Source organism: Nonomuraea sp. NPDC003560 (assembly GCF_042878785.1).
Lineage (GTDB): Bacteria > Actinomycetota > Actinomycetes > Streptosporangiales > Streptosporangiaceae > Nonomuraea.
This window is the reverse complement of sequence record NZ_JBIAOF010000025.1, coordinates 12,004-32,545: the sequence shown is the minus strand read 5'-3', so window position 1 is coordinate 32,545 and position 20,542 is coordinate 12,004. Positions and strand designations below refer to the sequence as shown.

Annotated in this window: 21 protein-coding genes and 1 pseudogene; 12 read left to right on the top strand and 10 right to left on the bottom strand. The window is 72.7% G+C overall.

Going from position 1 to position 20,542, the window contains the following annotated elements; genetic code table 11:
• Positions 1 to 25: 25 nt before the first annotated feature.
• Entirely contained in the window at positions 26 to 2,404 is a 2,379-nt protein-coding gene (locus ACFYUV_RS50570; RefSeq protein ID WP_387683168.1) for a glycoside hydrolase family 65 protein, read from the bottom strand.
• Positions 2,401 to 3,165 (bottom strand): beta-phosphoglucomutase family hydrolase, encoded by a 765-nt coding sequence (locus tag ACFYUV_RS50565; RefSeq protein WP_387683166.1) that lies wholly within the window; start codon positions 3,163 to 3,165, stop codon positions 2,401 to 2,403. Before ACFYUV_RS50565 ends, ACFYUV_RS50570 begins: the two co-directional genes overlap by 4 nt.
• Before the next feature lie 153 nt (positions 3,166 to 3,318).
• Here ACFYUV_RS50565 and ACFYUV_RS50560 point away from each other — a divergent pair, with 153 nt between their 5' ends.
• The 3 genes from ACFYUV_RS50560 (at position 3,319) to ACFYUV_RS50550 (ending at position 7,061) form a co-directional block, all read left to right on the top strand.
• Positions 3,319 to 3,543, top strand: coding sequence for a 4-oxalocrotonate tautomerase family protein (locus ACFYUV_RS50560; RefSeq protein ID WP_387683164.1), 225 nt, complete (start codon positions 3,319 to 3,321; stop codon positions 3,541 to 3,543).
• A 197-nt stretch (positions 3,544 to 3,740) separates the two neighbouring features.
• Entirely contained in the window at positions 3,741 to 4,493 is a 753-nt protein-coding gene (locus ACFYUV_RS50555; RefSeq protein WP_387683162.1) for a hypothetical protein, read from the top strand.
• Between the two features lie 126 nt (positions 4,494 to 4,619).
• The gene (locus tag ACFYUV_RS50550) at positions 4,620 to 7,061 is read left to right on the top strand and encodes a cellulase family glycosylhydrolase (protein WP_387683160.1); all 2,442 of its coding nucleotides are present in this window, start codon (positions 4,620 to 4,622) and stop codon (positions 7,059 to 7,061) included.
• A 31-nt stretch (positions 7,062 to 7,092) separates the two neighbouring features.
• Here the strand turns inward: ACFYUV_RS50550 and ACFYUV_RS50545 are convergent, their stop codons facing one another.
• Positions 7,093 to 8,031: an MBL fold metallo-hydrolase gene (locus ACFYUV_RS50545; protein ID WP_387683159.1), complete on the bottom strand. Its 939-nt coding sequence runs from the start codon at positions 8,029 to 8,031 to the stop codon at positions 7,093 to 7,095.
• A 75-nt stretch (positions 8,032 to 8,106) separates the two neighbouring features.
• On the opposite strand from ACFYUV_RS50545, the gene ACFYUV_RS50540 reads away from it, so the two are divergent.
• The 5 genes from ACFYUV_RS50540 (at position 8,107) to ACFYUV_RS50520 (ending at position 12,820) form a co-directional block, all read left to right on the top strand.
• Complete coding sequence (locus tag ACFYUV_RS50540) at positions 8,107 to 8,778, top strand: TetR/AcrR family transcriptional regulator (RefSeq protein WP_387683157.1); 672 nt, start codon at positions 8,107 to 8,109, stop codon at positions 8,776 to 8,778.
• Positions 8,779 to 8,878: 100 nt separating this feature from the next.
• Positions 8,879 to 9,460 (top strand): DUF998 domain-containing protein, encoded by a 582-nt coding sequence (locus ACFYUV_RS50535; RefSeq protein WP_387683155.1) that lies wholly within the window; start codon positions 8,879 to 8,881, stop codon positions 9,458 to 9,460.
• Entirely contained in the window at positions 9,457 to 10,557 is a 1,101-nt protein-coding gene (locus tag ACFYUV_RS50530; RefSeq protein ID WP_387683153.1) for a sensor histidine kinase, read from the top strand. The genes ACFYUV_RS50535 and ACFYUV_RS50530 overlap by 4 nt, the downstream gene beginning before the upstream one ends.
• Entirely contained in the window at positions 10,554 to 11,216 is a 663-nt protein-coding gene (locus ACFYUV_RS50525; protein WP_387683151.1) for a response regulator, read from the top strand. Before ACFYUV_RS50530 ends, ACFYUV_RS50525 begins: the two co-directional genes overlap by 4 nt.
• 278 nt (positions 11,217 to 11,494) lie before the next feature.
• On the top strand, positions 11,495 to 12,820 hold the full coding sequence (locus tag ACFYUV_RS50520) for an erythromycin esterase family protein (RefSeq protein ID WP_387683149.1): 1,326 nt from the start codon (positions 11,495 to 11,497) through the stop codon (positions 12,818 to 12,820).
• Between the two features lie 98 nt (positions 12,821 to 12,918).
• Here the strand turns inward: ACFYUV_RS50520 and ACFYUV_RS50515 are convergent, their stop codons facing one another.
• Positions 12,919 to 13,071: a hypothetical protein gene (locus tag ACFYUV_RS50515; RefSeq protein ID WP_387683147.1), complete on the bottom strand. Its 153-nt coding sequence runs from the start codon at positions 13,069 to 13,071 to the stop codon at positions 12,919 to 12,921.
• Positions 13,072 to 13,094: 23 nt separating this feature from the next.
• Entirely contained in the window at positions 13,095 to 14,111 is a 1,017-nt protein-coding gene (locus ACFYUV_RS50510) for an alpha/beta hydrolase family protein (RefSeq protein ID WP_387683145.1), read from the bottom strand.
• Between the two features lie 2 nt (positions 14,112 to 14,113).
• Between ACFYUV_RS50510 and ACFYUV_RS50505 the strand changes: the two genes are divergently transcribed.
• Positions 14,114 to 14,344 carry a hypothetical protein gene (locus ACFYUV_RS50505; RefSeq protein WP_387683143.1) on the top strand — a complete coding sequence of 77 codons (231 nt, stop codon included), beginning with the start codon at positions 14,114 to 14,116 and terminating at the stop codon, positions 14,342 to 14,344.
• A gap of 18 nt (positions 14,345 to 14,362) precedes the next feature.
• On the opposite strand, the gene ACFYUV_RS50500 is transcribed toward ACFYUV_RS50505, so the two are convergent.
• A complete protein-coding gene (locus tag ACFYUV_RS50500) occupies positions 14,363 to 15,019 on the bottom strand; it encodes a TetR/AcrR family transcriptional regulator (RefSeq protein WP_387683141.1) in 657 nt (218 codons plus the stop codon).
• Positions 15,020 to 15,103: 84 nt separating this feature from the next.
• On the bottom strand, positions 15,104 to 15,916 hold the full coding sequence (locus ACFYUV_RS50495; RefSeq protein WP_387683139.1) for an alpha/beta hydrolase family protein: 813 nt from the start codon (positions 15,914 to 15,916) through the stop codon (positions 15,104 to 15,106).
• A gap of 114 nt (positions 15,917 to 16,030) precedes the next feature.
• On the opposite strand from ACFYUV_RS50495, the gene ACFYUV_RS50490 reads away from it, so the two are divergent.
• Positions 16,031 to 17,152: a PucR family transcriptional regulator gene (locus ACFYUV_RS50490; protein ID WP_387683137.1), complete on the top strand. Its 1,122-nt coding sequence runs from the start codon at positions 16,031 to 16,033 to the stop codon at positions 17,150 to 17,152.
• Here ACFYUV_RS50490 and ACFYUV_RS50485 read toward each other — a convergent pair.
• Positions 17,124 to 18,518 carry a carboxylesterase/lipase family protein gene (locus ACFYUV_RS50485; RefSeq protein ID WP_387683135.1) on the bottom strand — a complete coding sequence of 465 codons (1,395 nt, stop codon included), beginning with the start codon at positions 18,516 to 18,518 and terminating at the stop codon, positions 17,124 to 17,126. The genes ACFYUV_RS50490 and ACFYUV_RS50485 overlap by 29 nt on opposite strands.
• 116 nt (positions 18,519 to 18,634) lie before the next feature.
• Here ACFYUV_RS50485 and ACFYUV_RS50480 point away from each other — a divergent pair, with 116 nt between their 5' ends.
• Positions 18,635 to 19,036, top strand: coding sequence for an RNA polymerase sigma factor (locus ACFYUV_RS50480; protein ID WP_387683133.1), 402 nt, complete (start codon positions 18,635 to 18,637; stop codon positions 19,034 to 19,036).
• Positions 19,033 to 19,395, top strand: a complete 363-nt coding sequence (locus ACFYUV_RS50475) for a nuclear transport factor 2 family protein (RefSeq protein ID WP_387683131.1) — start codon at positions 19,033 to 19,035, stop codon at positions 19,393 to 19,395. Before ACFYUV_RS50480 ends, ACFYUV_RS50475 begins: the two co-directional genes overlap by 4 nt.
• Positions 19,396 to 19,519: 124 nt before the next feature.
• On the opposite strand, the pseudogene ACFYUV_RS50470 reads toward ACFYUV_RS50475, so the two are convergent.
• Both ACFYUV_RS50470 and ACFYUV_RS50465 read right to left on the bottom strand, forming a co-directional pair.
• Positions 19,520 to 19,942 (bottom strand): annotated as a pseudogene (locus ACFYUV_RS50470) (serine hydrolase); the annotation flags it as partial.
• Positions 19,900 to 20,334 carry a serine hydrolase domain-containing protein gene (locus tag ACFYUV_RS50465; RefSeq protein ID WP_387683129.1) on the bottom strand — a complete coding sequence of 145 codons (435 nt, stop codon included), beginning with the start codon at positions 20,332 to 20,334 and terminating at the stop codon, positions 19,900 to 19,902. The gene ACFYUV_RS50465 and the pseudogene ACFYUV_RS50470, both read right to left, overlap by 43 nt.
• Positions 20,335 to 20,542: the final 208 nt, after the last annotated feature.

The window sequence follows — 20,542 nt, the reverse complement described above, 5'->3', positions numbered from 1 at the left end:
GCCTCCGGCACAGGGCCAGGAAGTCTCAGCCACTCGCCCTCCTGCCGGAGCCTCGGGGACGGCGTGGGCTCGGTTCGCGGCCGGGCGGCTGGTGGATCCGCTGCTCCGGCGCCGGTCGCGACGGGTTGGGCCGGGTGATCTCCGTCCCGTCCAGGAGGATCTGCTCGCCGTGGTGGGTCACCGTGATCGACGGCCCCCGCAGCAGCCGGTAGACCGTCGCCTCCGGGGCGACGCCGACGCTCAGCAGGCTGCCGCGGTAACGCAGCCGGAAGGCGAGCCGGGTGATGCCGGGAGGCAGTGACGGGGCGAAGCAGATCCGTCCCCGGCCCGCGCGCATCCCGCCGAAGCCCGAGACGAGGGCGATCCACGCCCCGGCCAGCGAGGCCATGTGCACGCCGTCCATGGTGTTCTTCTCCAGATCCGCCAGGTCCATCAGCGCCGCCTCGCCGAGATAGCGATAGGCGAGCTCCAGATGCCCCACCTCGGCGGCCATCACCGCCTGGGTGCAGGCCGACAGGGACGAGTCCCGTACGGTCAGCGCCTCGTAGTAGGCGAAGTTGCGGGACTTCTGCTCCGGGGTGAAGGCGTCCCCGCGCAGATGCATGGCCAGCACCAGGTCCGCCTGCTTGACCACCTGCTTGCGGTAGAGGTCGAAGTACGGGAAGTGCAGCAGCAGCGGATACTGGTCGGGCCTGGTGGCCGCGAAGTCCCAGGCCGCGTGCTGGGTGAAGCCCTCGCACTGCGGGTGGACCCCCAGCCGCTCGTCGTAGGGCACGGACATCGCCTCCGCCGCGTCCCGCCAGCGGCGGATCTCCTCGGCGGTGACCTGGAGCCGTTCCGCCGGGCCCGGATGGCGGTCCGCGGCCTCGGCCGCCGCGCGGAGGTTCTGCTGGGCCATCAGGTTCGTGTACACGTTGTCGTCGACCACGGCGGTGTACTCGTCGGGGCCGGTCACACCGTCGATGCGGTAGCGCCCGGCCGGGTCGTGGTGGCCGAGGGCGCACCACAGCCGGGCCGTCTCGACCAGCAGCGGCAGGCCGGTCCGCTGTTCGAACGACAGGTCCTGGCTGGCGTCCACGTACTGGATCGCGGCGTGCGCGATGTCGGCGTTGACGTGGAAGGCCGCGGCTCCGGCGGGCCAGTAGCCGGAGCACTCCTCGCCGTGGATGGTCCGCCAGGGGAAGGCGGTGCCGTGCAGGCCGAGCTGCTTCGCGCGCTTGCGGGCCAGCGGGATCGTGGCCCGCCGCCAGCACAGCGCGTCCGCGACGGCCGCGGGATGGGTGTAGGTGAGCACCGGCAGCACGAAGATCTCGGTGTCCCAGAAGGCGTGCCCGTCGTAGCCGGAGCCGGTCAGGCCCTTGGCCGGGATGGCGCGCTCCTCCAGGCGCGCGGCCGACTGCAGCAGATGGAACAGCCCGAAACGCACCGCCTGCTGCACCTCGGCGTCGCCCTCCACCTCGACGTCCGCGCCTTCCCAGAAGTCGTCGAGGTAGCGTCGCTGGTCGGCGTGCAGGCCGTTCCAGCCGTCCAGGCGGGCGGAGGCCAGCGCGGCGGCCACCTGGTCGTGCAGCGCGGCCCGCGAGCGCTGCGCCGACCATCCGTAGGAGAAGAACTTGACCAGCCGCAGTGTCTGGCCGGGCGACAGGCGGGTGGCCACGGTCAGCCGGCTGACGTCGTCGCTGCCCTGCGCCTCGATCCGGGTGCCGTCCGGCCCGTCGATCTCGTGGCACATCCCGGCGGCCACGCGCAGGCCGCTGGCCCGGGTGCGGTGGACCATGATCGCCGTTCCGTCGCTGCTCGGGACGTTCTCCTCCGCGACCAGCGGCGCGTGCAACGGGGCGGCGGCGCGCGGGTCGGCGCCCTCGTGGGTCTGGGTCTCGTTGGCGATCAGCTCCGACTGGAGGACCACGCGCAACGGCCGCTCGACGGCCTCGACCTCGTACAGGATCGCGGCGACCGCGCGGTGGGTGAAGGACACCAGCCGGGTGGACGTGATCCGGACCGGGGCCCCGGTCGGGGAGCTCCAGTGCGCCGTGCGCGTCAGGGTGCCGGCGCGCAGGTCGAGGACCCGTTCGTGCTGGTGGAGCGTCCCGTACCGCAGGTCGAACGGTTCGTCGCCGACCAGCAACCGGATCACCTTGCCGTTGGTGACGTTCACCACGGTCTGTCCGGATTCCGGGTACCCGTAGCCCGCCTCCGCGTACGGCAGCGGCCGCACCTCGTAGAACCCGTTGAGGTACGTGCCCGGCGCCCCGTGCGGCTCGCCCTCGTCCAGGTTGCCGCGCAGCCCGATGTGTCCGTTGGACAACGCGAACACCGACTCGGTCTGCGCCAGCACCCGCAGGTCGAGATGCCGCTCCCGGACCGCCCACGGCTCGACGGTGAACGCCGGATGCCGGATCATCCGGCCTCCCGGGACGGCGCGCCCCGCTCCAGCAGGTCGGCCAGGTCGGTGACCACGACGTCGGCGCCGTGCTCGCGCAACGCGTCCGCCTGCCCCGCCCGGTCCACGCCGACGACGTAGCCGAAGCCTCCCGCCCGGCCGGCGGCGACTCCGGCCAGGGCGTCCTCGAACACCGCCGCCTCCGGCGCCCGCAGCCCCAGCGCCTCGGCGCCCGCCAGGTACATGTCCGGAGCCGGCTTGCCGGCGAGCCGCCGATCCCGGGCCACGACGCCGTCGATCCGGGCCTCGAACTGCCCGGCGAGCCCGGCGGCGGCGAGGACCTGCTCGGTGTTGGCGCTGGAGGACACCACCGCGCGGCGCAGCCCCGCGTCCCGGACCGCGGCCAGGTAGCGGACGGAGCCGGGGAACACGTCCACGCCGTCCCGGTCGATGATGGCCTGCACCAGGGCGTTCTTGCGGTTGCTCAGGCCGTACACGGTCATCGTGCCGGGCGGGTCGTCCGGCGTCCCCTCGGGCAGGCTGATGCCTCGGGCGTCCAGGAAGCCGCGCGCGCCGTCCGCCCGTTTCCTGCCGTCGACGTAGCGGTCGTAGTCGGCGCCCGCGTCGAAGGGGACGAACGCGGCCCCGGTCTGCTCGCTCCAGGTCCGCAGGAAGTCGTCGAACATCGACTTCCAGGCCCTGGCGTGCACGGTGGCGGTGCGCGTCAGCACGCCGTCCATGTCGAACAGGCACCCTCGAATGCCGTCAGGCAGCCCCAGCATGGATCCCCCGTTCGCCCTCACACCAGCTCCCACCTGCGCATACCCTCCGCCTGCGGTCCTCACCCGCGCCGGCGCTTCGGCGGCGTTTGCCCACTTCGCCCAGGGGCATGTCGGCTGGACGGCGTGCGGTGCCATCGGGGGGAAGGGGAACCCATGCCACTCGTCAACGTGAAGGTGATCGAGGGTGTGTTCAGCGCCACCCAGAAGGCCGAGATGGTGCGGAAGCTGACCGACGCGATCGTCGCCATCGAGGGTGAGCACATGCGTCCCCTGACCTTGGTCGTGATCGAGGAGATCAAGAGCGGCGACTGGGGTGTGGCGGGACAGCCGGTGACGGCCGCGGAGGTGAAGGCGCTGTCCTCGGGCGGGCCCGGATGACGTCCTTGGGACGGTACGCGTCCGCCCCTCTGTCCGATGCCGTGCTCTAGTGAACGCCGATCCGGGCCCGGCCGAAACTCGGGCTACGGCCGGGTAGTCGGGCTGGGCCCCGGAGAACGACGTGGCGGGCGCCGGGCGGACATGGCCGGATGATCTCTGTGGACCGTGCCGAGCTCCTGCCCCTAGCATCCCGCTTCATGATGATCCGCGTGCTGGCTGCCACGGCGGCCGGACTGATGGCGTTCTCCGGTACGGCAGCCGCCTACCCGATCCAGGGCGTTCCCGAGCTGACCCACAACGCCCTGTACAAGAAGGGCAAGCTCCCCAAGATCAGCTGCAAGCTGGACAAGGGCACGACGAAGTCCTCGACCACCAAATATCTGAACACCCTCGTCGGCTGTCTGAACGATGCCTGGGGGCCGTTCATCCCCGACTTCAAGCCGGTCCAGACCGATATCAGAGCCACCTACGAAAAGGGCCCCTGCTACAACGGCATCGAGATCACCGGCTCGTTCGTCACCACCTGTTACTCCCAGCTCCAGGTCCAGCTCGCCGCCGACTGGATCGGCGCCAAGGACGAACTGCCGATCCGCACCCAGGTCGTCCAGGCGTGGAGCGGCGTGGTCATGGGCCAGACAGGCATCGGTGCGGCCTACTGGGCCATGCCGAACGACGCCGACGAGAAGCAGCTCGACGAGCAGGGGCGTCGCTTCGACATGCAGCGGCTGTGCCTGTCCGGCGTGACGCTCAAGGCCCTGGGCGCGAAGTCCAAGAACTGGAAGGCCACGCTGAAGGCCGAGGAGCCCACGCCGAAGGACAAGCGCTGGCGCGACCGCTTCAGCAAGGACAAGCTCAGCGCCAACGATCTCCACTGGTTCACGCAGGGCTACACCAAGGGCACTCCGGGCGCGTGCAACACCTGGAAGGCGCCGGAGTCCAAGGTCGCGTGACGAACTCCTCCGCCGCCTTCTCCCAGGCGGCGGGATTCACAGCGCACCACGCCGAGCGCGGCCACGTGCTGTCGTGGATCTTGGCCCTTCATTTGTGAGCGATGCTCATGTATGGTCGCCGTCACTATGAGGAACCGCTGGTTGTCGCCGATCGTCGTCGTGGTACTGGCCGCCGTCATCGCGCTGGGAGCGGTGTTCGACCCGTCGGGGCTGGCCGCGCCGTACACCTGGACCGGGGCCGATCTGCTGCCCGTCGCCGGGCTCTGGCAGGTGGCCGCGCCGGCCGTCTACGTGCCGCTGCTGCTGGCGGGGGTCGGAGCGCTGACCTGGGCGGTCGCCCGTGGACGTGCCCCGCTGCGTACGGCGCTGCTGGTGTGGGGCGCGGTGGTGTGGTCGGCGATGGCCGCGAAGCTGCTGATGTCGCTGGCGATGACCTTCGACGACGTGCTCTACCTGGTGTGGTCGACCGGCTTCACCGGCGTCAAGGCGGCGGTCTTCGGCCTGCCGGTGGCGGCGGCCGCCTGGCTCGCCCAGCTCCTGCACCGCCGCCTCGTCCCACCTCCTCCCACGTCGGCGTCCGCGGGGCCCGCCGAGGGCTCGGGGGCGTCGGCGTCCGCGGGGCCCGCCGAGGGCTCGGGGGCGTCGGCGCCGGGATGGGCTGCGGCGGGAGTTGCCGTGGTCCTGGCCGCGTCGGTCGGCGGGGTGTGGTGGGGCGGCTCGCCCGTCGGCTATGCCATCGGCGACTCGCCGCTGGCCCCCGCGCCCGAGGCGGGACCGCTGGGCTGCCTGGCCGCCGTCGCTCTGCTCGGCGTGCTGACCTGGGCGTCGCACCGCCGGTTCAGCGCCACCACCTCGCCCAGGGCCGTGGTGGCCGGGCTCTCCGCGCTGGGGGCGGCCGGGACGCTGGGCCTGGTCGAGGTGGCCGTCGGGATCCCCGGTGACCTGGCGGGCGGCGGCCTGTTCTGGGCGCCGGCGATCATGCTTCGCCTCGCCCCCGCGCTCTCCTTCGGCGCCCTGCTCGCCCTGGCGACGGCCCTGCTCGTCGCCCTCCTCGACGCCACCCGTCCGGCGCGCAGGGGCGTCGCCCTGGCCGCGCCGATCCCGATGGCGGTCGTCGTGGCCGCGGCGGCGCTCGCCTTACCGCTCCTGCAACCCGGCGCCACGACCGCGCAGCCGCCGCCGCGCACCCCGGGGCTGACGCTCTCGGCCGACCGCAGGATCGTCGACACCGACGGCAACGAGGTGCTGCTGCGTGGCGTGAACGTCAACCAGCTCGAAGACTATTTCCAGCAATTTCAGGACAAAGCGGTGACGCGGCCGCTCACCGAGGCCGACTTCGCCGGCATGGCGCGGATGGGCTTCAACGTCGTCCGTCTCGCCCTGTCCTGGTCGGCGCTGGAGCCCCAGCCCGGCCACTACGACCCGGCCTACCTCGCCAAGATCTCCTGGGCCGTCGAGACCGCAGCCCGGCACGGCCTGCGCACGGTCATCGACATGCACCAGGACGCCTGGGGAAAGGGCGTCGCCGCCGCCCCCGGCACCACCTGCGCCACCGGTTCCCCGATGCACGGCTGGGACGGCGCCCCCACCTGGGCCGACCGCTTCGACGGCGCCCCCAGGTGCGAGTTCACCGGACGCGACATCTCCCCCGCCGTCGCCCGCGCCTTCACCAACTTCTACCAGGACCGGGACGGCATCCAGACCCGCCTGGTCGCCGCCTGGGGCATGCTGGCGGAGCGGTTCGCGAACGAGCCGATGGTCGCCGGATACGACCTGCTGAACGAGCCCGGCTTCGGCGAGGCGCCGCCGATCACCTCCGGCGTCCTGCTCGGCCGCTACTACGACCGGGCGATCAAGGCCATCCGGGCGGGCGAGCGGCGCGGTTTCCCCCACCTGGTCTTCTTCGAGCCGTCCGTGCTCTGGTCGGGTCTCGGCTTCGAGGTCCCGGTGCCCAAGGACTTCACCGACGACCGGCTGATCGTCTTCGCTCCCCACCTCTACAACGAGTCGATCACCATCGAGCAGGGCACCGGCCTCACCGTCACGAGCATCGAGCGCGGCTTCGAGCTGGCGAGCCGGGCGGCGAAGTACTACGGCGCCGGGCTCTGGTCGGGCGAGTGGGGCTGGTTCGGCGACCCCGCCGCCGCCCCGATCGCGAGATACGCCGACCAGGAGGACCGGCACCGCATCGGAGGCGCGTTCTGGGTCTGGAAGCAGTCCTGCGGCGACGCCCACGCCAGTGCCGGCGCCGAGACCGGCGGCAACCTCATGATCGAGGACTGCGCCACCGGCAGGGACCTGCCTCCGCCCGCCGAATACGTCGCCGAGCTCTCACGTCCCTACCCCCGCTCCGCCCCCGGCCGCCTGACCGGCCTGACGTCGGACCGCGCGAGCCTCACGGCCCGGGGCGAGGGCAGCGGGTGCGGGCTCGACGTCTGGTTCCCCGGCGACGCGCGGCCGGCCGTCCGCGGCACCGGGCTCAGCGGCGTCGCCGTCCGGCAGGCGCCGGGCGGCTGGCGCGTCACCGGCTGCACCTCGGGCTCCTACAGCGTGACGGCGGACGCGTAGCGCTCCCCCGGCGGGGGCACGACCGGTCACGTCACCGGTGTTCGCCGGCGTGGAAGGCGCGGGCGGCGAAGCCGATCCACTCGGGGCGTTCCCAGGTGGCCCAGCGGGCCCGCGCCTGTTCGTCGATCCGCGCGGCCGTCTCGTCGGCGGAGGCTCCGGCCGCGCGCAGCCGTGCGACCTCGCCGTGCACGTAGTCGAGGTAGTCGCGGACGTCGCGGATCAAGGAGACGCCGCCCACCTCCCCGTGGCCGGGCACGACGATCTCGGGCGCGCCGGCGATCAGGTCGTCGAGCACGCCGATCCAGCCGGGGCCGTCCACGTCCACGTCGTACGGCGGGAAGTACGGCGCGATCGGGAAGATGCGGGTCTCGATCAGGTCGCCGCCGAACAGCACCCGGTCGTCGATGACGACGACCTGGTCGGAGCCCGTGTGCGCGGGCCCGACCGCCCGCAGCGCCGCCTTGCGCCCGCCGAGGTCGATCTCGGCCCGGCCCTCGTAGACCAGGTCGGGATCGACGAGCTCGACGCCTTCGAGCTCGGCCGCCGCGGCGGCGCTCAGCCCCTTGAACATCTCGACGTAGGCGGCGCCCTTTCGGTGCAGCTCCGCGCGCTGGGCGGCGTTGTAGACGATCGTCGCGGCGCCCTTGAACGCCTGCGCCCCGAACCCGTGCTCGGGGTGGAAATGCGTGATGGTCAGGTACAGTCGCCGGTCGCCGGCCAGGCGCCGGGCCTGCTCCAGGACATGGTCGCCGTTGCGGGGGCCCATGCCGGTGTCGACGACCAGCGCGGCGTGCTCGCCCACGACGATACCGACGTTCGGGACGAGCTCGACGCGGTTGTCGGGGATGACGTACACGCCGTCGGAGACCTCGACGGGCTCGCCGCGCACGACCGGCGGCGGGCTCGTCCGCACGTCGGGAAGGTCGGTCAGGTCAGGGGACGGGTTCGGCGTCACATCGGCGGGGCACATGATCCGGCTCCAATCTGAACACTGTTGAGATGCTGGCGAGCGTAGCAGAGATCTGATCAGTGTTAAGATCGGGCAATGGCGAAAGGGCGATACCACCACGGTGACCTGCGCAGCGCGCTGCTCGACGCCGCCGAGGCTCTCGTGCGCGAGCGCGGCGCCGACGGCTGGTCCCTGCGCGAGGCCTCGGCGCGCGTCGGCGTCAGCCCCAGCGCCGCCTACCACCACTTCGCCTCCCGCGACACGCTGGTGCGCGCCCTGTCCGAGCGCACGCTCGCCTGGCTCGGGGAGCGCCTGCGGCAGGACTGCGAGCGCGCGCCCGGGCAGGCCGACGACCCGCAGCTGCGGCTGATCGCCCTGGGGTGCGGCTACGTGCGCTGGTCGCTCGACGACCCGGCCGTCGCCCGGCTCGTGCTGCGCGGCGGCGCCACCGCCCCCGACTCCGCCATCTCCCCCCACCCGCACGACGTCCTCACCGCGGAGCTCGACCGGCTCGCCGCGGCCGGCTGCCTGCCGGAGCCCGCCCGCGAGGGGGCGGAGTTCGTGGTCTGGGCCGCGCTGCACGGGCTGGCCGTGCTGCTGGCCGATGGCCTGGTGCACTTCGACGACCCGCGCGCGGTCGATCTCCAGACCACGCGCGTGGTCCGGACGACGCTCAACGGCCTGGCCCAGGAGGCGTCGCACGCGGCGGGCCGCCCCGCGGGCCGCTCGGCGCACACCGACCGCCTGGCCCGCCGCTCCCGCGCCTGACCCCTGCAACGGGTGCATGCGCGTACACCGATCGGTGTACGCGCAGGTGTCCGCGCATGGACGACGCCGGGCACCAGAGGCCGCTCATAACGTCTGGGCCATGAAGAAGACAGTTCTCGCCGGTGTCGGCATCGGCGTCGCGGCATTCGCCGTCTCGGACGTGGTCAACAGGGAAATGAGCCCGATCGGCGAGACGATCAGCAGGTTCGTCAACACGGGGGCCGGTTGGCTGGTGCCGCTCGGGCTGGTCGCCCTCGCGCTCGGCGCGGCGGCGCTGACGGTGGCGGTGGCTCGTACCCGCACCAGCCGCGCGGGCACCTGGCTGCTGGGCGTCTGGTCGCTGGGGCTGCTGCTGGCCGCGATCTTCCCCGCCGACCCGCCGGGGCGGTGGGACGACCCGTCGGTCTCGGAGAGCGTGCACGGCTTCTCCGCCTGGGCGGCCTTCGCCGCCTTCACCGCCGCCGCCGTGGTGCTGACCAGGGCGTGGCCGCGGGACGGCCTGCTCACCGGTGCGACCGTGGCCTTGGTGTCTGGAATGATCCTGTTTGTGGTCACTCTTGTCGATGTCATGGTCTCCCGGTCACTTCCTCCTGTTGTGGGACTGACCGAGCGCATCGCCATCGCCGCCGCCCTCGGCTGGATGGCACTGGCCGCCGTCCGTCTGCCCCGCACCGGCCGATGATCTCCGCTGTCCTGGCCGTCGTGCTGCCGGGGGTGCTCACGACCATCGCCGTCCTGACCGGGACGGCGGCGGTCGGGGCTCCGATCGGCTGGCCGGTGGTCACGATGGCGCTGCTGCTCGGCGGGTTGCTGGTGGCGCGGCGGCGCCGGCCCGTCGGCGTCCTGCTGGCCTCGGCGCTGGTGCTGGTCGCCTTCCAGGGAGCGGGGCTGTTCGAAGGCGGCTGGGTGTGGCCGCTGACCGCGGCCGCCTACACCGTGGCCGCGGCCGGCCGGACCCGCTGGGCCGCCGGCGTGGGAGTGTTCCTGCTGCTGTACGCGCTGACCTGGGACTGGGCCGTCGCGGGCGGCTCGCCCGCCCGCGCGCTGGCCTCCGGCGGCGCCGAGGTGCTCTGGCTGGCGCTGGTGCTGGCGGTCGGCAACGCCCGCCACCTCCAGGCGCGCTGGCGGGCGCAACTGGAGCAGGCACGCGAGGCGGACGCCCGCCGCCGGCTGGCCGAACAGCGGCTGGAGATCTCTCGCGAGCTGCACGACATCATCGCCCACACCCTGGCCGTGGTCGGCGTGCATCTCAACGTGGCCGCCGACGCGCTGGACGACTCTCCCGAGGAGACGCGCGCTGCCCTGCGCACCGCGATGGACGTGCGCGGCAAGGCCATGGCCGACCTGCGCTCGCTCATCGGCGTGCTGCGGATCGACGGTGACGCCGCCCCGCAGCCGGACCTGGGTGGCATCGCCGATCTCGTCTCCGCCGCCCGGGCCACCGGCCTGAAGGTGGAGCTGCACGAGGAGGGCGATGCCGCCACGGTCACCGGCCCGCAGGCCGTCGCGGCCCACCGGCTCGTCCAGGAGGCGCTGACCAACACCATCAAACACGCCGACGCCACCCGGGTGTCGGTGCGGCTGCGCTATGCGAGCGACGCGGTGACGGTCGAGGTGGCCGACGACGGCCGCGGCGCGACCGCACCGGCCGATGGCGTCCTGGCCGGGGGCCACGGACTGACCGGCATGCGCGAACGTGTCACCACCCTGGGCGGCACGCTGAGCATCGAAGGGAGCGAGGGGTTCGCCGTGCGCGCGATCATCCCCATGGCAACATGACGATCAAGGTGTTGCTCGCCGACGACCAGGCCCTCGTCCGGGCGGGTTTCCGCAGCCTGCTCAACCGCTCCAAGGACCTGACCGTGGTCGGCGAGGCCGCCACGGGCGACGAGGCCGTCCGGCAGGCGCGCGCCACCGAGCCCGACGTGATCCTCATGGACATCCGCATGCCGGGGATGGACGGCATCGAGGCCACCCGCCGGGTGCTGGCCGAACGTCCGGGGACCAAGATCGTCATCCTGACCACGTTCGACACCGACGACCACGTCTTCGCCGCGCTGCGCGCCGGTGCCAGCGGGTTCCTCACCAAGGAGGTCGAACCGGCCGAGCTGCGCCACGCCGTGGCCGTGGTGGCCGCGGGCGAGGCGCTGCTGTCGCCGAGCGTCACCCGGCGGGTCGTCCAGCAGTTCGCTCACCGGCCCGCCCCGCTGAGCGGCGACCGGCTCACCGCGCTCGCCGTGCTCACCGATCGTGAACGCGAAGTCGTCCGTCTGGTGGCGGAGGGGCTGTCCAACGACCAGATCGCCGCCAGGCTCGTGATCAGCCCGCTGACCGCCAAGACGCACATCACCCGCGCCCTGATGAAACTCGGCGTCCGGGACCGGGTGCAGCTGGTCATCCTCGCCTACGAGACCGGCCTGGTGCAGCCGGGCTCCTGATCGTCTTCTGGGACGCCGACGAGAAGTCCTACGAGCAGTGTGCGAACGGGGGGTGCCAGGTCAAGACCCGCGGCGGCGGCAAGGAGTACACCGTGCTGAACCTGGCGGCCGTCCCCGGTGAGCACGGCCGCGCGAGGGCGGCCTCGGTAGGGCTGGCCCTACCTGTTCCAGGCAGTGCGTACGCCGAAAAATACGCAGGTCAGCGGCATCGTCTGGGCATCCGGGCGCGTCATACGGTTCTTGGCGTCAAGTAATGGCGACACCAAGGAGCAAGTGACATGACCGTTGGCCGGAAGCTCGCCGCCCTCGCGGCGGGCCTGACCCTCGTGCCCGTCCTGGCCCAGGCGGCCTTCGCGGCCGAGCCCGCCGCGCCCGCCGAGCCCGTGCGAGCTCTGGAGGCGGCGGCGCAGGAACTGCGCTCGACCGAGCCGGGCGCGGAATCCGGCGACCTGAGGGCGTTCGGCCGGATGGTGGGTGACGCCCGGGTCGTCGGCATGGGCGAGGCGACCCACGGTTCGCATGAGTTCTTCACGGTGAAGGAGCGGGTCTTCCGCTATCTCGTGGAGCAGAAGGGTTTCACCACGTTCGCGCTGGAGGCCAGCTGGTCGGGAGGGGTGCGGCTGGACGAGTACCTGCGGACGGGGAAGGGCGACCTGCGGGCCATCGCCAAGGAGGTGCTGCGGGCCTCGCCGTGGGAGCGTGCGGAACTCGTCGCGATGCTGGAGTGGATGCGCGAGCACAACCGCCGCAACCCCGGACGCCCGCTGCACGTCATGGGCGACGACGTCGGCGCGCCGAAGGTGGGCGAGGAGGTCTTCGCCCGCATCGCGCGGTACGTCCGGGGCGCCCACCCCGACTCCACCGCTCCCCTGGCCGCGCTGTACGAGGGGCTGCGCCCGCTCGACGACGTCTTCGCCTACCTGAACCGGCCGCTGGACGAACGGCGGCAGCTCGCCGCCAAGGCTCAGCAGGCGCTCGACCTGCTCGTCAGCCTGGGAGGGCCGCAGGCGTCGGCCGCGTACGACAGCGCCGTCCAGGATGCCCGGTTCATCGCCCAGACCGCCAAGTTCGCCGGCTACGACCTGGCCGACAAGTCGTGGCTGAGCGTCATCGAGCGCTACCGCGACCAGGTCATGGCCGACAACACCGTCTGGTGGCTGCGACACCACGGCGGCAAGATCCTCATGTCCGCGCAGAACACCCACGCCGGTTACGTCTCCGGCGACCCGAAGCTCTACCCGAAGACGCAGGGCGCCTACCTGCGCGACATGCTGGGCAAGAAGTACGTCGCCGTCGGCTTCACCTTCGACCGCGGATCCTTCCTGTCGAAGGACGCCGCGCTGGGCGGCGACTGGAAGCAGTTCACCGCCGGCCCCGCCGAGCCCGGCAGCAACGAGCACACCCTCGACCGGGTCCGCTACGACGACTTCTACCTCGACATGCGCACCGCGCCGGCCGCCGCGCGCGACTGGCTCGCGGTGGCTCGCCCGACCCGCAACATCGGCACGCAGTACCCGTACCCGCTGCTCGACACCGCCCTGTCCCGCGCCTTCGACGTGCTGGTCCACCTGCACGAGGTGCGCTCGGCGCAGGTGCTCAAGTAGCGAGGCAGCCGGTGGGGCCCGCGGCGGACGCCCCGGGCCCCACCTCATTCAGCTGTCCGTCCGGTCATCACCCGGTACGCCGCAGGCGTCCCGGCGGCTCAGTACCAGCCGCCGGTGGTAGTGATCGTCTGGGTGTTCATGGTGGACCCGCTGCAGTTGACGCTCACGTCGAAGCAGGTCATGTCGCAGTACATGAGGCCGGCCTCGTCGGCGGCCGGCAGCATGTCCAGGGCGGAGACGTTCAGCTCCATGGCAATTCCCTTCCCTATGGTGGTTACAGCTCCCGTCCGGACAGGAAGGGCGCGACGACCGCGGCGCGGGACCACAGGTCCGCCTGGGCGGCGCAGGCCAGCAGCGCGAGGTACGCGCCGTAGCTGGCCCCGTACACCATCGGCCGCGGTTCGCCGGGGTCGCGGGCGGCGACCAGCGCGTGGCCCAGGGCGAGGACGTCGGCGAGGTCCGGGCCGCCCCAGGCGTCGCGGATGGCGTCACGGTGGGCGGCTCCGTAGCCGGTGCTGCCGCGCTGGTTGGGCGCGACGACGGCGATGCCCGCCCCGGACAGGCGCTGGAAGAGCGGTTCGTGGGCGAACCGCCAGGCGGCCTCGGGGCCGCCGTGCAGCGCGACCACCACCCGGCGGCTGGTCGCGGGATCGCCGTACACGATCGCCTCGATCGGCCCCGCCGCCCCCGGGCAGGGCAGCACCCGGGCCGGGGACGTCTCGCCGTCCGCGGCCGGCGGCCGCGACACGGAGCAGCCGGCGATGCCGACCAGGCCGGCGGGGCGGTCGGGCGCGCTGTGGACCAGGTGCAGGCCGCCGGTGTTCCAGCGGGCGGCCGGATGGATCACCCCGGCGGGCAGGCCGGCCTCGGCGCCGGCGTCCTCCGCCAGGTCGTGCAGGACGAGGTGGGAGCGGGTGCGGCGGTTCACCGCGAGGGCCAGCCGCCGTCCCGAGGGGTTCAGCGCCAGCGGCGTCACCTCGCCGTCGAAGGCGTTCAGCCGCTCGGGGTGGCGGGGGGGCCCGTCGTCGTCGCGGTGCCCGTCCGCCCCGGCGCGGCACAGCAGCACGTCGCCGCCGTCCGTGGGCGTCGGCACGCTCGCCGAGGTCTCCCCGGCGCGGGTGGGGAGGGTGCGCGGGCGTGCGTCGGCGACGTCCCACACCTCGGGGACGAGGTGGCCGCGGCCGCGCCGGGCGAGGCAGGCGGCGTACCGGCCGTCCCCGGAGAACCGGAAGTTGATGCGGGCGACGTCGCGCAGGCGGCCCTTCTCTGCTGTGGTGACGTGGCTGCTCATCGGTGTTCTCGGCGCTGTCCTGCTGGAACGAGTTCCTGCTGGCCCTGCTCTACATCCAGGACGACTCGCTCAAGACGATCCCGACCGGCCTGCTGGCCTTCTCCAGCCGCTACGTGACCGACTACGGCCTGCTGTTCTCTGCCCTGTCGATCATCACGCTGCCGATGATCGCGGTCTACGTGGTGTTCAACCGTCAGGTGGTGAGCGGCATCACGGCGGGCAGCCTCAAATAGCCCGGGGGCCGTCCGACGTCAGGGGCTCTCCCCGGTGATGCGCAACGCGAAGTCCGCGTAGGTATCCGCGACTTCGTGCGGTTCGTACGGCAGGGCGGAGTCGTACCAGTTCGCCACGCGCATCCCCATCCCGCTGATCGCTGTCACCGCGAGAAAGGCGTCCGGCACGGCGAAGACGCCCGCGGCGATGCCCTCGTCGATGATGTCGATGAGCAGTTGCCGGCCGGCCGCGCGCAGCATGAGCGCGGGGCCGGCCAGCTCGGGAGACAGGGCGTGCAGCTCGTTGTCGGCCACGACGGCCAGCATGGGGAACTCCGCGTGCGCCAGGACGTGGGCGCGCACCACCCTGCGCAGGCGCGCGGCGGGATCCGCCGGGCCCGCCGCGGCCGCCTCGGTCAGCCGCCGGTGGTGCTCCTCGTGACCGATGCGCACCAGCTCCGCCAGGACGTTCTCCTTGGTCGGGTAGTGGGAGTAGAGCGTCGCCGAGCGGATCTCGCAGGCCACCGCGAGGTCGCGGATGGAGGTGCCGTAGAAGCCCCGCTCGGCGAAGAGCTGCAGCGCCTCGCGCAGGATCCGGCCGGAGGTGCCCTGGAGCAGGATGTGCTCGGGCAGCCGGATGTCGGAGGCGGCGATCCGGCGCTGGGTCGCCGGAGCGGCCGATCGGTCGTCAGTCACACGCTCATTCTGCCAAGACGCCGCTCCGGCCGGTCTCCTCGCACGTCAGGACGCCGACGGGGCCACGGCCGGAGGGCCTCTCGGTCACTGCGGCACGAGCGCGTTGCGGCGCACGTCCGACCAGGTGCCGTGGTCCAGGCAGATGCCGCAGTCCGGGCCGTGGAACACGGCCCGCGCCTCGGGGTCGTCCATGAGCTGGAAGCGCCACCAGGCGGTGGTGGGCGCCGCGAACGGCCCGGGGTCGCCGACGACGGTGAAGTGGTCGGCGCCGCGCACCTCGCCGTAGATCGCCGGGATGTGGTCCGCGTCGTCGAAGAAGGCCCTGACCAGCCAGGGCCAGACGATGGAGTCGTTCTGACCGGCCATCAGGAAGGCGGGCCCGTGGACGCCGTCGATGTCGGCCAGCGGACCGGGCTGGATGGGCAGGACGGTGTCCACCCGGGCGTCGGCGCCGACGACGATGGCCGCCGCGCCGCCCTGGGAGTGCCCGGAGGCGCCGACGCGGGTCAGGTCGACCTTGCCGTGGAAGGGACTCGACGGGTCGGCGTCGCGGCGGGCGAGCGCGTCGATGCCGGCCCGCATGGAGACGCCGAGGTTCGACATCGGGGTGTTGGCGGCCGAGACGATGAAGCCGTGGCTGGCCCACTGCAGCAGCAGGTCGCGGTAGACGAGCGGGGCGCCGCCCGTGCCGTTGCCCCACACGATCACCGGGTGGCGGCGGTCGCTGCGCGCGATGTCGCGCGGGTAGTAGAGGGTGTTGACCACGCCGACCTCCACGGCGGTCGCGTAGGGGCCGGGCGCGCCCCAGTCCGTGGTCGCGGCGTGGGCGGGGGCCGTGCCGAGTGCGTGCACGACGAGCAGAGCGGTGAGCAGGGCGGTGAGCAGGCGTCGGAACAAGGCGGCCTCCTGGCTGGGGGGTTTGCACGAATCCTGTACACGACGGAGGTCGCCGTCTCTCCGCATTCGGGCCAAGAATTGACGGGCTGGTTTGGGCAATGTGACGATCACGGGATGTCCGACCTGCACAGCCGGATGCAGCCGAGGGTGCGCGGGCTCACCGCCGCGGTGATCGCCCGGTGCGCCGCCGAAGTGCCGTTCTACCGGGAGTTGCCGCCCGAGACCCTGCACGGCGAGGTGGCCGGCTCGGTCTCGGCCGTCCTGACGATCCTGCTGCGTGCGCTCAGCCGCCCCGACGCCATGGGCCCGGCCGACCTGACCCGCGTCATCGAGTGGTCCGCGCGCCGCGCCGAGGACCACCTGCCGCTGGACGCGGCGGTGACCGCCTACCTCATCGGCGCCGAGGTCTGGTGGCAGGCGCTGACCGAGGTGGCCGCGCCGGAGGAGCTGGCCGCGGCCGGCCGGCGGATGCTCGGCTGCCTGCGCACGGCGATGCCCGCCGTCGCCCTGGCGCACCAGCAGGCCCAGGAGGACATCAGGAGCGAGGACAAGCGGGTGCGCCGCGCGCTGATCGGCGCGTTGCTGAGCGGCCACCCGTACGAGAGCCTGGCCGCGGCGGCGGGGGTCGAGGTGGGCCAGGAGCACGAGGTGCTGCTCCTCGACCTGGGACAGCCCGCGCCGCCGGCCCGGCTCGTGCAGTCGGCCCTGGACGCGCACACCGGGACGCTGGTGCTGATGGACCACGTCGAAGGAGTCGCGCTGCTGCCCGGCGGGCACGCCCTGGACGCGCTCCCGGGCAGGCTGGCCGAGGCCGTGGGCCGCCCCGTGCCGGCCGCCGCCGCCCGCGCCGCGACGCCCGCGGCGATCCCCGACGCGGCGCGGGAGGCCCGCGAGGTCCTCGACCTGGTGCGCAGGCTCGACCGCCCGCCCGGCCTCTACCGCCTGGACGACGTGCTGCTCGAACACCAGCTGGCCCGTCCGGGCGCGGGGCTGGCCCGGCTGGCCGCCAAGCTCGCGCCGCTCGACGGCCACCCCCACCTGCTGGAGACGCTGCGGGCCTTCGTCGAGCGCGGCCACAACCGCCGCCGGACCGCGCTCGACCTGCACATCCACCGCAACACGCTGGACTACCGGCTGCGCCGGGTGAGCCTGCTGACCGGGCTCGACCTCGCCGAACCCGCGCAGGCGCGGCTGCTGGCGGCGGCGATCACCGCGCGCGAGCTGACCAGACCCTGAGCTCCTCGTCGCGCGGCGCGTGCACGACGCCCGAGCCCGGCGAGTCGAAGACCATGACGGGACGGGAGGAGTCCCACGGCTGCCAGCCCGGATCGCCGGTCGCGGCGAAGGCGACCCAGGCCCGGTGCATCGCGTCGGCCAGTTCCTGCGGGGGCTCGTCGCCGGCCAGCTCGCGGGAGTGCCGCAGGTTGTCGAAGACGAAGCCGATCTCCAGGGCGTGACAGGCGCGCAGGTCCATGACCTTCGTCCGCCACGCGAACTCGTAGACGTGGGCCCGTTCCACGCTGTCGGCCAGGCGGTTGACCGGGGCGCGCAGGAGCAGGTCGGTGGCCATCTCGCCGAGCAGTTCCCCGGGCGTGGCGCCGGGGCGGGCGGACCGGTAGAGCCGCAGGGCCCGTCCCGGGACGCGCAGCTTCAGCAGGGCCAGGCGGAGCGTGAGCCGGCCGACCCGGTCCACGGCTCCGCCCGGGACGAACCAGAGCCGGTACTCCTCCCGGTTGGCGCCGATGAGCAGGGCGGCCTCGACCGGACCGGCGTCCGGCTCGGTCACGATGTGGAAGCCGGGGCCGCCGGTGATCGGGTCCGCCTTGCCGACCACCTCGGTCTGGACGTCGAGCAGCCGCTCCCGGTCGATCGCGGCGAACGCCTCGGCCGTGGCCGGCACCTTGAGCCGGTCCGCCATCAGCCGCACCGTCCGCGCGGCCTCGGCCCGCGTCACGGTGTGCGGCGGACCGCTCTGCATGATCGCCCGGCGGAACAGGCCCCTGGCGCGCGGGCTGGTGAGCAGCGCGCCGATGCTGACGGCACCCGCCGACTCGCCGAAGACGGTGACGTTGCCGGGGTCGCCGCCGAAGGCCGCGATGTTGTCGCGCACCCATTCCAGCGCGGCGATCTGGTCGAGCAGGCCGCGGTTGTCCGGCGCGTCGGGGAAGACGCCGAAGCCCTCGACGCCGAGCCGGTAGTTGATCGAGACCAGGACGACGCCGTCCCTGGCGAAGGCGTGGCCGTCGTACAGGGGCAGGCTGGAGGAGCCGTTGCGCAGGGAGCCGCCGTGGATCCACACCATCACCGGACGCGCGCCGCCGTCCGCGCCGGGGGTCCAGACGTTCAGGTTGAGGCACTCGTCGCCGGGGATCTGCTGCTCGGGGATGAGCCGGTCGAGCGGCGGCCGGTAGGGCCGCTTGGGGGCGGTCGGGCCGAACTGCGCCGCGTCACGGACGCCGTCCCAGCGCTCGACGGGCGCCGGGGCGCGGAATCGGTGGGCGCCGAACGGCGGCGCCGCATAGGGGATGCCCCGGAAGACCTGGATCCCGTCGTGGAGTCGGCCGCGCACCTTGCCGTGCCGGGTGGCCGCGATGATGTCCATGAGCCGGATCCTACCGATCGATCGGTCGGCAGCCGAGGGGCCGAACTCGCGTGGAAGGGTGGGCGGCGACCGGGCAATCAGTAGTGTCCGACATTCCCGGCGAGAGAGACCCGTGCATGACCACGTTCCTCGACGGAGCGGTCGCCGATCCCGAGCGATTCTCCGCCCTCTTCGATGCCCACTACGAGGAGATCCGCCGCTACATCGGCCGCCGCCTCGACCTCGACGTCGCCGAGGACCTCGCCGCCGAGACCTTCCTGATCGCCTTCCGCCGGCGTGCCGGATTCGACGCCGCCAAAGGCGGCACCAGACCTCGGCGTACGGGGTGGAACGACTGGGCTGGACCGACGACCCGGCCCCGCAGCAGTCGCCCCCCTCGTGAGCGCCGCATCGGAAGGACGCTCCCCGGTCCGCTCGCGACGCGATGCCCCGTGCCCCCTGGACCGAGCTGCGAAGATCAGCCGAGCGTGAACGTCCTGGCGCTGGTACGGCGCCGGCTGGGAGGGTGGACCTCATGATGGAAGACTTGCGGGACGCCGAGCGCCGGCTCCAGGCCGCGCAGCTTGCTGGAGATGTCGAGGCGCTGGATCGGCTGCTGGATGATCGGCTGATCTTCACCTTCGGTGCGAACGTTGCGACCAAGGCGGACGACCTGGAGCTGCACCGCACTCGGACGCAGGTGCTGACGAAGGTGGCCGAGGAGGAGTTGACCGTGCTCGCCGATGGGCGCACCGGCGTGACGTGGTTCCTCGGCACCGTCGAAGGGACCGTCTCCGGTACGCCGTTCGCGGCCAGGATGCGCTACACCCGTACGTGGCTGTACGACGAGACGCACGGCTGGCGAATCATCGCCGTGCACGCCGGCACGACCGACTGACATAGCCGACACGTCGTCCGACGACCGGCCGGCCGGATGGTCGCCGGCGAGGTGCGACGCCCCGGAGGCGAGCCGCCCGGCTTCGGGCTCGTCCACACGAACGAGCCCGAAGCCGGGCGCGACCCTACTTCTGGGCGCAGAGCATGGCGTCGAGGGTGCTGTCGACGCGGTCGGCGCTGTCGTCTGAGGTCGGCAGCGCGGTCACGGTGAGTGTGGCGCTCCGGCCGTCCTCGGTGACGCCGTTGCGGGTCTCGTAACCGGAAATGTCGCCGCCGTGACCCCACGCGTGGCCGCCGCAGCTCAGCTTGATCTTCATCAGGCCGAGCCCGTACCCCCAGCCGCGCGGGAGTGCCGGAGAGTCGGTGGTCTGCTTCATCTCCTTCAGCTGGGCCGGCTTGAGCAGGTCGCCGCCCAGCAGCGCGCCCAGGAAACGGGTGACGTCGCGCGGGGTGCTGATGAGGTTGCCGGACGTCCAGCCCCAGGAGGGGTCCATCTCGGTGAACTTCACCAGCTTTCCGCTCTTGTCGGCGTGGTAGCCGTTCGGATGGTTGCCGCGGTGCTTTTGCCCGGGGCGAACTGCGGCTTCTGCGTGAGGGCTTTGTCGATCAGGTCCCGCGGCTCGAAATAGGTGTGCCGGATGCCGAACAACGTCGGGAAGTTCGTGTGCTCCGGCAGGCCGGAGGTGTGCTGCAGCAGCTGGCGGATCGTGATCCTGTGGCCGTCGTTGCCGTTGCCGCGGACCACGCCGGGCAGGTACTTCTCGATCGGCGCGTCCAGGTCGAGCTTGCCCTCGCCGGCCAGTTGCAGGACGACGGTGGCGGCGAACGTCTTGGTGTGACTGCCGATGCGTACCGTCCCGTTGGCGGGCACCTTGGCGCGCGTCTCCAGGTCCGCCATGCCGGCGGTGTAGTCGCGCACCCGGCCGTCGCGTCCCCGCACCGCAGCCACGACGCCGGGGAAATCGCCGGGGCGAACCAGCTTGTCTGTACGGCGTCGCCGGAAGCGCTCGGCGTCGCGGCGCCGGCGGGAGCCGTACCCGCCCGCGGTCGCGCCATCAGCCCGCCGGAGAGCAGTTGTCCGATTTGCCGCCCTTGAGGCACCGGGGTCTTCACTCCCAGGGCGAGGATTCGAAGAGGCCGCCACACCC

Excerpts from the sequence above, each read along its gene's own strand:
- ACFYUV_RS50570 (WP_387683168.1), bottom strand. The coding sequence starts at position 2,404 with ATGATCCGGCATCCGGCGTTCACCGTCGAGCCGTGGGCGGTCCGGGAG.
- ACFYUV_RS50565 (WP_387683166.1), bottom strand. The coding sequence starts at position 3,165 with ATGCTGGGGCTGCCTGACGGCATTCGAGGGTGCCTGTTCGACATGGAC.
- ACFYUV_RS50560 (WP_387683164.1), top strand. The coding sequence starts at position 3,319 with ATGCCACTCGTCAACGTGAAGGTGATCGAGGGTGTGTTCAGCGCCACC.
- ACFYUV_RS50555 (WP_387683162.1), top strand. The coding sequence starts at position 3,741 with ATGATGATCCGCGTGCTGGCTGCCACGGCGGCCGGACTGATGGCGTTC.
- ACFYUV_RS50550 (WP_387683160.1), top strand. The coding sequence starts at position 4,620 with ATGAGGAACCGCTGGTTGTCGCCGATCGTCGTCGTGGTACTGGCCGCC.
- ACFYUV_RS50545 (WP_387683159.1), bottom strand. The coding sequence starts at position 8,031 with ATGTGCCCCGCCGATGTGACGCCGAACCCGTCCCCTGACCTGACCGAC.
- ACFYUV_RS50540 (WP_387683157.1), top strand. The coding sequence starts at position 8,107 with ATGGCGAAAGGGCGATACCACCACGGTGACCTGCGCAGCGCGCTGCTC.
- ACFYUV_RS50535 (WP_387683155.1), top strand. The coding sequence starts at position 8,879 with ATGAAGAAGACAGTTCTCGCCGGTGTCGGCATCGGCGTCGCGGCATTC.
- ACFYUV_RS50530 (WP_387683153.1), top strand. The coding sequence starts at position 9,457 with ATGATCTCCGCTGTCCTGGCCGTCGTGCTGCCGGGGGTGCTCACGACC.
- ACFYUV_RS50525 (WP_387683151.1), top strand. The coding sequence starts at position 10,554 with ATGACGATCAAGGTGTTGCTCGCCGACGACCAGGCCCTCGTCCGGGCG.
- ACFYUV_RS50520 (WP_387683149.1), top strand. The coding sequence starts at position 11,495 with ATGACCGTTGGCCGGAAGCTCGCCGCCCTCGCGGCGGGCCTGACCCTC.
- ACFYUV_RS50515 (WP_387683147.1), bottom strand. The coding sequence starts at position 13,071 with ATGGAGCTGAACGTCTCCGCCCTGGACATGCTGCCGGCCGCCGACGAG.
- ACFYUV_RS50510 (WP_387683145.1), bottom strand. The coding sequence starts at position 14,111 with ATGAGCAGCCACGTCACCACAGCAGAGAAGGGCCGCCTGCGCGACGTC.
- ACFYUV_RS50490 (WP_387683137.1), top strand. The coding sequence starts at position 16,031 with ATGTCCGACCTGCACAGCCGGATGCAGCCGAGGGTGCGCGGGCTCACC.
- ACFYUV_RS50485 (WP_387683135.1), bottom strand. The coding sequence starts at position 18,518 with ATGGACATCATCGCGGCCACCCGGCACGGCAAGGTGCGCGGCCGACTC.
- ACFYUV_RS50480 (WP_387683133.1), top strand. The coding sequence starts at position 18,635 with ATGACCACGTTCCTCGACGGAGCGGTCGCCGATCCCGAGCGATTCTCC.
- ACFYUV_RS50475 (WP_387683131.1), top strand. The coding sequence starts at position 19,033 with ATGATGGAAGACTTGCGGGACGCCGAGCGCCGGCTCCAGGCCGCGCAG.